The sequence below is a fragment of the Janthinobacterium sp. GW821-FHT03C10 genome (genome assembly GCF_059420865.1).
In genome coordinates this window covers 1-12,694 of sequence record NZ_JBWKUN010000010.1, presented here as the reverse complement: position 1 = coordinate 12,694, position 12,694 = coordinate 1, and the positions used below count along the sequence as shown (strand labels likewise).

General features: G+C 63.0%; 6 protein-coding genes. All 6 read left to right on the top strand.

The window, feature by feature from the left end; translation table 11 throughout:
• Window positions 1-17: 17 nt before the first annotated feature.
• The gene (locus AC07VH_RS26135; protein ID WP_475413723.1) at window positions 18-812 is read left to right on the top strand and encodes an ABC transporter permease subunit; all 795 of its coding nucleotides are present in this window, start codon (window positions 18-20) and stop codon (window positions 810-812) included.
• A 416-nt stretch (window positions 813-1,228) separates the two neighbouring features.
• Window positions 1,229-2,662, top strand: coding sequence for an amino acid permease (locus tag AC07VH_RS26130; protein WP_475413608.1), 1,434 nt, complete (start codon window positions 1,229-1,231; stop codon window positions 2,660-2,662).
• Window positions 2,655-3,887, top strand: coding sequence for a SorA family sulfite dehydrogenase catalytic subunit (sorA, locus tag AC07VH_RS26125; protein WP_494789496.1), 1,233 nt, complete (start codon window positions 2,655-2,657; stop codon window positions 3,885-3,887). The genes AC07VH_RS26130 and sorA overlap by 8 nt, the downstream gene beginning before the upstream one ends.
• Before the next feature lie 10 nt (window positions 3,888-3,897).
• A complete protein-coding gene (gene sorB / locus AC07VH_RS26120; RefSeq protein WP_494789497.1) occupies window positions 3,898-4,515 on the top strand; it encodes a SorB family sulfite dehydrogenase c-type cytochrome subunit in 618 nt (205 codons plus the stop codon).
• A gap of 603 nt (window positions 4,516-5,118) precedes the next feature.
• On the top strand, window positions 5,119-6,777 hold the full coding sequence (locus AC07VH_RS26115; RefSeq protein WP_494789498.1) for a ShlB/FhaC/HecB family hemolysin secretion/activation protein: 1,659 nt from the start codon (window positions 5,119-5,121) through the stop codon (window positions 6,775-6,777).
• Between the two features lie 34 nt (window positions 6,778-6,811).
• Window positions 6,812-12,694: YDG domain-containing protein (locus AC07VH_RS26110; protein ID WP_494804037.1), on the top strand; the 5,883-nt coding region annotated here is incomplete at its 3' end.

Here is a 12,694-nt window from a genome sequence, read left to right as displayed (position 1 = left end):
TCGCTCCCCGCTGCGCCATGCCCGGCGAAGCGTTCGGCGCGCCGGGGCAGGGCAATTCCAGCCGCATCGCCACCGTCACCGTCATCGCCGTGCTGCTGCTGTGGTTTGGCGTGACGGCCAGCGGCCTCGTGAAACCCCTGTTCCTGCCGTCGCCGCAAGCTGTCTATGAAAAATTCATCATGGCGGCCACCACCGGTTTCGGCGGCGCCACCCTGTGGGAACACACTGTCGCCAGTCTGGTGCGGGTGTTTGGCGCATTCGGCCTGGCCTGTGTGCTGGCCATTCCCATCGGCGTGATGATGGGCGTGAACCGCGTGGCGCGCGGCATCTTCGATCCCTTGATCGAGTTCTACCGTCCGTTGCCGCCGCTCGCTTACTTGCCACTGGTCATCATCTGGTTCGGCATCGGCGAGTTTTCGAAGGTCTACCTGATCTTCCTGGCCATCTTCGCGCCGATGGCCATCGCGGCCCGCGCCGGCGTCAGCTCCGTGTCGCTGGAGCAAATCCACGCGGCCTACTCGATGGGCGCCACCCGTTTCCAGGTGATCGTGCACGTGATCCTGCGCGCGGCGATTCCGGAAATCCTCACCGGCATGCGCATCGGCATCGGCGTGGGCTGGACCACCCTGGTGGCGGGCGAGATGGTGGCGGCCACGCGCGGTCTCGGCTACATGGTGCTCAGCGCTTCCGAGTTCCTGGCCAGCGATGTGGTGATCATGGGCATCATCGTGATCGGCTTCTTCGCTTTCCTGTTTGATTTGATGATGCGCTACCTCGAACGTACTCTCGTGCCATGGAAGGGCAAGGTGTAAGACGTTCCCGGGAGTGGCGCTAATGCCACAAGTGTTGCCGCCGCTCCCATTTTTTAACCAGCAATAACTCAGCCATACCCCGTACGTATCCTCCAGCGCGCTTGCCCCTTGGGCGCCGCGCCGGGCCGCTGCATTTCCAGATTGACTTATGGCATGCAGCCAACCAGACTGATTTGATGATGTATCGATGCTGCTTGACGGTGTTGCTCAAATAAAACAAAGCCGCGCGGCAAGAACAAGCCGCAGCAGGCCAGGGCGCACCGAGCTTCAGATATTGACAACACATGACAATCGCCGTAGCGAGCGGCAGTGAGTTGTGGCTGAGAAGCGGAGCTGTGCGGATGCACAGTGAGCATCGGAGGCCGCAAATCGCGACGCGCAGTAGGCGTTGTCAGGTGTTTTAACAGGAGACAAACATGATTAGCGACAACCACAACAACACGGGCTTGCAGCACTCGCTGAAGCAACGCCACATGAGCATGATCGCCATCGGCGGCGTGATCGGCGCCGGCCTCTTTGTCGGCAGCGGCGTCATCGCCAAGGCCGCCGGCCCGGCCGCCATCCTATCCTTCCTGCTCACGGGCGGCCTGGTCGTCCTGATCATGCGCATGCTGGGCGAGCTGGCCTCGTCCCTGCCCGTGGTCGGCTCCTTTTACGAATATGCGCGCCTGGCCTTCGACGACAAGCCGAAGGTCTCGAAATTCCTCGGCTTCATGAGCGGCTGGATGTACTGGTATTTCTGGGTCGTCGTGGTGGCGCTGGAAGCCATCGCCGGCGCCAAGCTGGTCAACTTCTGGCTGCCCGACGTGCCTTCGTGGGCCATCAGCCTGGTCTTGCTCGTGTCGATGACGGTGCTCAACCTGTTCTCGGTGAAAGCCTTCGGCGAATTCGAATTCTGGTTTGCCTCGATCAAGGTGGTCGCCATCATCGTCTTCCTGTTCGTCGGCGCCCTGTTCATCACGGGCAGCTTGCCTAACAGCATCCCAAGCCTGGGCTTTTTGACCAGCCATGGCGGCTTCATGCCCCACGGCTGGGGCCCCGTACTGAGCGGCGCCGTCGCCGCCACGGCCTTTTATTCGGGCGCCGAAATCGTCACCATCGCCGCCGCCGAAACGTCGGACCCGGCCAAGGCCATCGCCCGCGCCACCAATTCCGTCGTCACGCGCGTGCTGATGTTCTATGTCGGTTCCATGTTCGTCGTCGTCTGCATCGTGCCCTGGGACTCGCCGGCCATCGCCACGCCTTTCGTCAGCGCCCTGACCGTCATGAACATTCCGTACGCGGCCCACATCATGAACGCCATCATTTTGACGGCCGTGCTGTCGGCCCTGAACTCCAGTCTGTACGCCTCGTCGCGCATGATCTTTGCGCTGACGCGCCGCGGTGACGCACCGACGGGCCTGGTCAAGCTGAGCAAGAATGGCGTGCCCATTCGCGCCATCCTGTTCAGCACCTTGTTCGCCTACTTCGCCATTGCCGTCTCGTATGTGTCGGCCGACCTGGTCTTCCCCTTCATCGTCAACTCCTACGGCATCCTGATCCTGTTTGTCTACCTGCTGATTGCGATATCTCAATTGCGTTTGCGCCGCCGCCTGGAGCGCGAATGCCCGGAACGCATCAAGGTGCGCATGTGGCTGTTCCCCTACCTGACGTATTTCACCATCATCGCCATGCTGGTGATCCTGGGCGCCATGAGCGTGTCGTCCGATACGGAGCAGCGCGTGTCGTTCTGGTTCGGCCTGTTGAGCGTGGTCATCATGAGCGTCATGTACTACATCAAGAAACTGGTCAACGATGACCGCAACGGCGGCGAAGCGGCCGACACCAAAGTGGAGCTCAAACATGTCTGATACGACCCTGTTGCCTGCAGGCCGGCGCCGCTTCCTGCGCACGACGGCCGCCCTGGGCGCCGCCGCCGTGGCGGGCCCTGGGTCAGCCTTGGCTGCCTCCGCTTCCCTTACTTTGCCGTTTGAAAATGGCGAGCGCGAACTGGTGGCCTTCCCGCAAAAGCGCCCGCTGATCCTGCTGACCAGCCGTCCGCCCCAGCTGGAAACGCCGTTCAGCGTCTTCAATGAAGGCGCGATCACGCCCAACGACGCGTTTTTCGTGCGCTATCACTGGAGCGGCTTGCCGACCAGCATAGATGGCGGCAGCTACCGCCTGCGCATCGGCGGCCTCGTCAAGACGCCGCTGGAACTGTCGCTGGCCGAACTCAAACAGCTGGCCGACCCCGTCGACGTGGTGGCCGTGACCCAATGTTCGGGCAACAGCCGCGGCTTCTTCGCCCCGCGCGCCAACGGCGGGCAGCTGGGCAATGGCGCCATGGGCAACGCCCGCTGGACGGGCATCCCCCTGAAAACCGTGCTGGAAAAGGCCGGCATCGCTGCCAGTGCCGTGCAGGTGGCCTTCAATGGCCTGGAAACGCCGCCCGTGGGCGACGGTCCCGACTTCCAGAAAGCCTTGTCCGTCGAGCACATCATGGCCGGCGACGTGATGCTGGCCTGGGCCATGAATGGCGAGGACATCCCTTTCCTCAACGGCTATCCGCTGCGCCTGATCGTGCCGGGCTACTATGGCACTTACTGGGTCAAGCACCTGAGCGACATCACCGTGCTCGACAAGCCCTTCGACGGCTTCTGGATGAGCACGGGCTACCGCATTCCCGACAACGGCTCCGGCTTCATCGAGCCGGGCGCCCCCGTGGGCAAGACGACGCCGATCAGCCGCCTCAACGTGCGCTCTTTTATTACCAGCGTGCAGAATGGCGCGCGGGTGAAGGCGGGGCGCGACCTGGCCTTGCGCGGCATCGCCTTCGATGGCGGGCAGGGCATCAGCGAGGTGACGGTGTCGGTGGACGGCGGCCAGACGTGGCAGGAAGCGAAGCTGGGCAAGGACCTGGGCCGCTTCTCGTTTCGCGAGTGGACCATGGTCATGAAGGCGCCGCGCAAGGGCAAGCACGTGCTGATGGTGCGCGCCGTCAACCGCATCGGCCAGAGCCAGCCTATGAAAGCCCTGTGGAATCCCATGGGTTATATGCGCAACGTGGTGGAAACCACGCGCATCGACGCAGTGTGAGGAGAACCAGATGCTGATCAGAACACTTGCCACCGCCGTGACCCTGGCGCTTGCCGGCAGCGCGGGCGCGCTGGAAATTCATTTGCCGCCGGAAACGGCCACCTACAAACCCAGCGAATTGCCCGGCTACCAGCTGGTGCAGCGCAACTGCATGACGTGTCACGCGGCCCAGTATGCATCGAGCCAGCCGCCCGCTTCGCCGCGCGCCTACTGGGAAGCGACCGTCAAGAAGATGAAGAAGCCGTTCGGCGCCCAGTTTGACGATGCGGACATGCCGGCCATGGTCGACTACCTGGTGAAAACCTATGGCGCGGAGCGGGGCGCCGCGGCGCCTGCCGTCGCAACGAAGCCCGCCGCAGCGGCTGTCCCGGCCGCCGGCGGCAAGGATGTGAAAACCTTGCTGGCGGCGAACGGCTGCATGGCGTGCCACGCCCTCGACCAGAAAGTCGTCGGGCCCGGCTTTGCGGAAGTGGCGGCCAGATACAAGGGCAAGGACAGCGTTGCCGCCGTGGCGGCCAACATCCGCAATGGCGGCGCCGGCAAATGGGGGTCCGTGCCCATGCCGCCATTCAGCCAGCTCAGTGTAGCCGATGCGGCGACCCTGGCGAAATACGTGCTGAACAGGTAACGCACTTCACCTTCTCTTCCTATCCGCAGCCAGCTCGCATGTCGGCCCTGTGCCCGACATGCGAGCTGGCTGTCCCGCCTGTTTTTTTCAGTCATTTCCACTATCGATATTGATTCATTGGAAATTCATTTTTGCAAGAATGTTACATGCGCTGATGGCGCAAGAAATTGCGTCGCTGGAATAGAAGCGGTGTATGCAAAATAGTAACATTGTTTTATCTTGCGACAATATCAATAATTCATCATTGAAACCAATATTTGGGCAGTGAAAAGTAGCATCTCGATAGTAAGCATCAGGGAAGTTTGTTGCATGAAGACAACGAATTTCTGAGCGGAAAGATGCGTTTTCAGGTGATTTTACGGATTTTGCTGACGCACGTGTTTTGGCTGCACCAACAGAGTGAATCACTCCCTCAGACAGGTATTTTCGCGTCTCATGACGCGCTAAAATGGAGCAATGTTGCCGTTGAGAATTTTATTTTTTAGTTGCCATTCTATTTAACATTGGTAGCAAAAGAATATTTTTCTTCAAGCTCTTGTATTCCCCGCCAGTGCAGCCGGAAACGGCGTGCCTGGCGCGGGCGCGCCGCCTGAAAGGATGACCTTGAATACCAAATTACTTCCATTGACCTTGCTGGCGCTGATCCAGACCGCCTGGGCCGTCGATCCGCCAAGTTCCGGTAGCCAATTGCAGCAGATCCCCGCCGCGCCACAGTTGCCGAAAGCGCCGCCGGCCATCCGCGTGCAGCAGGGTAATGTGCCGGCCACCACGGTGGGCGATACCACGCGCATCACGGTACGGCGCCTGCAGATCACGGCGCCGCCCGTCTTTGCCGAGAGCGAACTGGTCGCCGCCACGGGTTTTGTCCCGGGCAGCGAGCTGACCCTGGGCGAACTGCGCGGGATGGCGTCAAAAATTGCCAGCTATTATCAGAACCGCGGTTATTTCCTTGCGCAGGCCTATCTGCCCGCGCAAGATATCCACGATGGCATCGTCGCCATCCACGTGCTGCCGGGCCAATATGGCCAGGTGCAGTTGCGCAATCAGAGCAAGTTGTCTGACGGCCTGGCCGGCACGATACTGGCCGGCCTGGATGGGCAGGTGATCGCCACGCCGCCACTGGAGCGGCGCTTGCTGCTGCTGTCGGACTTGCCGGGCGTGCAGGTCAGCTCGACCCTGGCGCCGGGGGCGTCCCTGGGTGCGTCCGACCTGATCGTCGACGTGCAGCCGGGCTCGCGCTTCAACGGCAGCATCGACCTGGACAACCAGGGCAACCGCTACACGGGCCGCAACCGCATCGGCGCCACCCTGAACATCAATGAACTGGCCGGCATCGGCGACGTGGCCACCGTGCGCGCCTTTACCTCGGCTGACGGCTTGAACTACGGCCGCCTGGCCTATCAGGGACAGGCGGGCCTGTTGCGTCTGGGCGGCGCCTACACGTATATGGATTACAAGCTGGGCAAGGAATTTGCCGTGCTCGACGCCAAGGGAACGGCGAAGATCGCCAGCGCGTATGGCAGTTATCCGCTGATCCGCTCGCGCAGCAACAATCTGTATGCGCAAGTGAGCTACGACGACAAGAAATTCCAGGACAGGACGGAATCGACGGGCAGCGTCAACGACAAGACGGCCAAAGTGTGGATGCTGAACCTGAATGGCGACAGCAAGGACGGCTGGGGCGGCGGTGGCGTCAGCACCTATTCCGTCACGTACACCACGGGCAAGATCGATATCGAGACGCCGGTAGCCTTGCTGATCGACCAGCTGACGGTGAAAAGCAACGGCCACTTCAACAAGCTTGCCTTCAACGCGGCGCGCGTGCAAAGCCTGGGCGGCGAGACGAGCTTGTTCGGCATCATCAGCGGCCAGGCGGCGTCGAAAAACCTCGATGTTTCCGAAAAGATGGGTATCGGCGGCGTGGGCGGCGTGCGCGCCTATCCGGGCGGCGAGGCGTATGGCGACCAGGGTTACGTGCTGAACCTGGAGCTGCGCCAGAACGTGACGGCGTTCACGGCGTTTCCCGGCCAGCTGCAGGTGCTGGCCTTTGCCGATACGGGCACCGTCAAGCTGAACCGCGACGCCTGGAGTGCGGGCGAGAACCGCCGCACCCTCAGCGGCGCCGGCGTGGGCGTGACGTGGACGGGCGCCAATGCGCTCGTCCTGAAAGCGTATTACGCGCACAAGCTGGGCAATGCCAAGGCGACCTCGGCACCCGATGCGGCAGGCCGCTTCTGGCTGCAAGCGATCAAATATTTCTAAATTACTACATCAATAAAGACATCAGGACATTGCCATGAACCGCATCTACCGCTCCATCTGGAACCAGGCCACCGGCGCTTACGCCGCCGTTTCCGAAAACGTCAAATCCGCAGGCAAGCGCTCGATGCCCGGATGCAGCGGGGGCGGGGCGCATTTCGCCTTGAAGAGCATGGCGGCGGCGCTGATGCTCGGTTACGGCTCGCTGGCCCTGGCGGGGCCGGCGGGCGGCACGGTGGTGGCGGGCCAGGCAACGATCAACGGCGCGCCCGGCTCCACCGTCATCCAGCAGGGCAGCCAGAACGCCGTCATCAACTGGGCCAGTTTCAATATCGGCAAGGGCGAGTCGGTGCAGTTCCAGCAGCCCAACAGCAATGCGGTGGCCCTGAACCGCGTGCTGGGCGGCGACGGTACTACCATCCTGGGCAACTTGTCGGCCAACGGCAAGGTGTTCATCGTCAACCCGAACGGCGTGCTGTTCGGGCAGGGCGCGTCCGTGAACACGGCGGGCCTGGTGGCCTCCACCCTGGACATCTCGAATAGCGACTTCATGGCGGGCAAATACCAGTTTTCCGGCAACGGCAGCGGCAAGGTCTTGAACCAGGGCAGCATCAACGCGCCGGGCGGCTATGTGGCCTTGCTGGGCGCCAACGTCTCGAACGAAGGCACGATCCAGGCGCGCCTGGGCTCGGTGGCCCTGGCGGCGGGCCGCGCCATCACCCTGGACGTGGCCGGTGACGGTTTGCTGAACGTGGCGGTGGACCAGGGCGCCGTGGGCGCGCTGGTCAACAATGGCGGGATGATCCAGGCTGACGGCGGCAGCGTCGTCCTGACGGCGCAGGCGGCGGGCGACTTGCTGAAAACCGTGGTCAACAACACGGGCGTGATCGAGGCGCATACCATCGACACGCGCGGCGGCACGATCAAGTTGCTCGGTGACATGCAGAGCGGCACGGTGCACGCGGGCGGCACGCTGGACGCCAGCGCGCCCGCTGAAGGCAATGGCGGCTTCATCGACACCTCGGCCGCGCACGTGAAGATCGACGATGGGCTGAAGGTGACGACGGCATCGAGCAAGGGCCTGGCCGGCACCTGGCTGATCGACCCGACCGACTTCAATATCGCCGTTTCCGGCGGCGACATGACGGGCGCTTTCCTCAGCAACTCCTTGAAGTCGGGCAATGTGCAGATCCAGAGCGTGTCCGGCGGCAGCGGCACGCAGGGCAACATCAACGTCAACGACAACGTCAACTGGACGGCCAACAAGCTGACCCTGACGGCACAGAACAATATCAATATCAACAAGGCCATGCGCGGCGCGGGCACGGCCAGCCTGGCCCTCGAATACGGACAGAGCGGGCTCGCCGCCGGTAACTTGTCCACGTACAACGTCAAGGCCGAAGTGGACTTGCCATCGGGGAATAACTTCAGCACCAAGCTGGGCAGCAATGGCAGCGTCGTCGTGTATCAGGTGATCAACAGCCTGGGCGCGTTCAACAGCACGACCGGCAGCGACGTGCAGGGCATGCAGGGCAATTTGTCCGGCAAGTATGTGCTGGGCAGCAATATCGATGCGCGCGGCACCTCCGGCTGGGATGGCGGCAAGGGCTTCGCGCCCATCGGCAGCGATGCGACGCCATTCACGGGCACGCTCGATGGCCTGGGCCATGAAATCGTGGGATTGACGATCAACCGTCCTGAAGTGCCTGTCGGGATGTTCGGCAATATCGGCGCTGCCGCTGCCGTGCGCAATCTGGGTTTTAGCGGCGTCAGCGTTGCCGGATCGGCCGCCAACTATAGCAGCACCTATGCGGGCATAGGCGCACTGGCTGCCGTCAACAGCGGCAAGATCGATAATGTGCGCAGCAGCGGCGGCGTCACCGGCTCAGGTTATGTCAATCTCGGTGGCCTCGTGGGCATTAACAATGGCACGATCAGCAACAGTGCCAGCGCAGGCACGGTGACGGCCGGCGGCTATGCGGCGGCGGGCGGCCTGGTGGGCACCAATGCCTTGGGCGCCTTTGTCAAGAACAGCTCCAGCGCCGCTACCGTCACCACGCCGCATTACATGGCGGCCGGCATGGTTGTGATTAACCGCGGCGCGATCAGCGACAGCTATGCCACCGGCACGGTCAATTCTGGCGGCAACTACGGCGGAGGCCTGGTCAGCGTGAATACGGGCAGTATCAGTAACAGTTACGCCACCGGGACGATGAATGCCTCGGGCAGTGCTGGCGGCCTGGTTGGCACGAGCGACAGCTCTGAGTCAAGCATCAGCAACAGTTATGCGACAGGCAAGGTCATCTCCACCGGCGGCTACGTCGGCGGCCTGGTGGGCCTGTTGCGCGGCACCTTGAGCAACAGCTATGCGACCGGCGACGTGCAGAACACCTCGCTGGCGGGCGGCATCGTCGGCTACAACGTGGGCGGCACCATCACGAATGTGTACACCACAGGCAAGGTGACGGGGGGCGGCGCCAGCGTGGGCGCCATCGTCGGCGAGCATAACGGCGGTAGCGTCAACCGCGCCTATTTTGACAGCACGATTAATTCCGGCCTGAATGGCATCGGCCAAAGCTTCAATGGCGCCACCTCGAATGCGCAAGGGCTGAGCACAGCGCAGATGCTGGTATCGAGTAATTATGTGGGCTTCAATTTCACGACCACGGGCGGCGCGACGGGCAACAACTGGGTCCTCGTCAGCGGCGATGGCGCGATCAATGGCGCAAGCGCCGGCACGCGCCCCATGCTGGCGTCGGAGTGGTCGAATACCATCAATTCCACGCACCAGCTGCAATTGATGGCGATGAACAAGGCTGCCAGCTACACGCTGGGCAGCAGTTTCAGCGCCGCCACGACGGCGGCCAATGGCAAGGATATCTGGGGCAGCACGGGCTTCATCCCCGTCGGCACGGCGGCTTCGGCCTTCACGGGCAGCCTGGATGGCACCGGCCATATCATTTCCAGTCTGAACATCGCCAAGGCGGGCGTGAGCGACGTGGGCCTGTTCGGCACCATCGGCAGCGGGGGCGTGGTGGCGAACGTGGGCTTGTCCGGCGGCAGCGTGGCGGGCGGCACCAATGTGGGCGCACTGGCCGGCAGCAATGCGGGCACGATCAGCGGCAGCTTTGCCACCAGCGGCGTGACGAGCACGTCCACCGGAGGCGGCCTGGTGGGCAGCAATACAGGCACGGTGGTGGACAGCTATGCCAGCGGCGCCGTGAACGGTACGAGCGCCGTCGGCGGCCTGGTGGGCAGCAATGGCGGCAGCGTCGCCAACAGCTACGCGAACGGCAGCGTGAGCGGTTCCAGCAATGTGGGCGGCCTGGTGGGCGCCGGTGCGGGCAGCGTCACGGGCAGCTACTGGGACACGGTGAGCAGCGGCCAGGCGGCCAGCGCGGGCGGCACGGGCATGACGACGGCGCTGCTGAAGAACCTGTCGAATTACACGGGCGCCGGCTGGGAACTGGCGCAGATGTGGGTGGTCTACGACGGCCAGAGCGCGCCTTTCCTGCGCTCGTTCATGAAGCAGGTCGCCGTGCGCGTTTCCTACGACAGCAAGGTGTATGACGGCGTGGCCTACGCTGGCGGCAGCAATAGCGTCACCTACTCGAACACGGTGGATGGCGCCAGCCTGCTCGGTACGGTCGCGTATGCGGGCAATGCCACAGGCGCCGTCAATGCGGGCACGTATGGCGTGTCGGCCAGCGGCCTGTATTCGTCGGGCGGCCAGGCCGGCTATGCGATCAGCTATATCGATGGCGGCCTGGTGATCACGCCGAAAGCCCTGACGGTGACGGGCGCGACGGCGGTGGACAAGACCTATGACGGCAACGCCACGGCGGCCATCACAGGTGGCGCGCTGAGCGGCTTGGTGAATGGCGAAACGCTGGTCTTGAACAGCGCCAGCGGCGTCTTCAATAACCAGAACGCGGGCAATGGCAAGGCCGTCACCGTCACGGGCGCCAGCCTGGGCGATGGCACTGGCCTGGCCAGCAACTACACGGTCGGCAGTTCGTCGGCCGGAACGGCGAACATCACGCCGAAGGCGCTGACGGTGACGGGCGCGACGGCGGCGGACAAGACCTATGACGGCAACGCCACGGCGGCCCTCACGGGCGGCGTCCTGAGCGGACTGGTCGGTTCGGAAACGCTGGTCTTGAACAGCGCCAGCGGCGTCTTCAATAACCAGAACGCGGGCAATGGCAAGGCCGTCACCGTCACGGGCGCCAGTCTGGGCGATGGCACGGGCCTGGCCAGCAACTACACGGTCGGCAGTTCGTCGGCCGGAACGGCCAGCATCACGCCGAAGACCCTGACCTTGACGGGCTTGGGCGGCAACAATAAAGTCTACGACGGCACAGCCGGTGCGAACCTGAGCGGCGGCACCTTGAATGGCCTGGTCAATGCGGAAACCCTGGGCTTTACCGTGCAGGGCGCCAGCTACAACGACAAGAACGCGGGAACCGGCAAGACCATCACAATCGGCGGCGTGACCTTGAGCGATGGCAGCGGCCTGGCCGGCAACTATACGCTGAGCGCGCCTGGCGGCCTGACGGGTGATATCGCGAAGGCAACGATTACGGGCATCACTGGCTTGAGCGCCGATGACAAGGTCTATAACGGCAACGTCAGCGCCAGCCTCAGTGCCAGCTTGGCCGTGATCAATGGCAAGATTGCCGGCGACGACGTGCAATTGTTTAGTGCGAATGGCGCCTTCACGGATAAGAACGTGGGGACCAACAAGGCCGTCAATGTCAGCAATATCACCTTGTCCGGCAGCGATCTGGTCAATTATGACTTCCTCAACAATACGGCCAGCGCCACGGCCAGTATCACGCCCAAGGCCGTCACGCTCTCCGGTGTGACTGCGGGCAATAAAGTATACGATGGCACGGCGGCGGCAGTCTTGTCGGGTGGCACCTTGAGCGGCATGGTCGCGGGTGAAACGCTGAACTTCATCGGCGGTGTCGGCAGCTTCAGCGACAAGAACGCCGGCACGGGCAAGGTGGTCACGATCAGCGGCACGGCCTTGCAGGATGGCACAGGCCTGGCCAGCAACTACACTTTCACCAGTCCGGGCAACGTGACTGCCGACATCAGCAAGGCAAGCATCACCGGCGTGACCAACGTGGGCATCAACAACAAGACCTATGATGGTTCCGCCACAGCCACGCTGAATGGCACGGCGACCTTCACCGGCATCATCGGCGCCGACAGCCTGAGTGTCGCCGGTAATGGCTTGTTCAGCGACAAGAATGCGGGCACGGGCAAGAGCGTCAACGTCAGCGGCATCACCCTGGGCGGCGCGGACGCGGGCAACTACATCCTGGGCAGCACGACAGCCAGCGGCGTGGCCGACATTGCCAAGGCCAGCATCGGCAGCGTGTCGAACGTGGGCGTCAACAAAAAGATTTATGATGGCTTGAGAACCGCCACCTTGAATGGCACGGCGACCTTCGATGGTATTGTTGGCAACGACAGCTTGAGTGTTGCAGGCTCTGGCTTGTTCAGCGACAAGAATGCGGGCACGGGCAAGGTGGTCTCGGTCAGCGGCCTCACGCTGGCTGGTGCGGATGCCGGTAACTACATTCTGGCTAGCAATGTATCCAGCGGCACGGCCGATATCACGCCCAAAGCCCTGACGGTGACGGGCCAGGTGGCGGGCAACAAGGTCTACGATGGCAATGCGGTGGCGCAACTGATCGGCGGCAGCCTGGCCGGCCTGGTGGGCGACGAGACCCTGGCCATCGGCGGCCAGACGGCGGCCTTCGGCGACAAGAACGTGGGCAATGCGAAAGCCGTGACGGTCAGCGGCACCACCTTGCTCGACGGCTCGGGTGCGGCCAGCAACTACACGGTGGCCAATCCGACCGGCTTGACGGCCAGCATCACGCCGAAAGCCCTGACGGTGACGGGT

Coding starts and splice junctions, on each gene's coding strand:
- AC07VH_RS26135 (WP_475413723.1), top strand. CDS start 18: ATGCCCGGCGAAGCGTTCGGCGCGCCGGGGCAGGGCAATTCCAGCCGC.
- AC07VH_RS26130 (WP_475413608.1), top strand. CDS start 1,229: ATGATTAGCGACAACCACAACAACACGGGCTTGCAGCACTCGCTGAAG.
- sorA (WP_494789496.1), top strand. CDS start 2,655: ATGTCTGATACGACCCTGTTGCCTGCAGGCCGGCGCCGCTTCCTGCGC.
- sorB (WP_494789497.1), top strand. CDS start 3,898: ATGCTGATCAGAACACTTGCCACCGCCGTGACCCTGGCGCTTGCCGGC.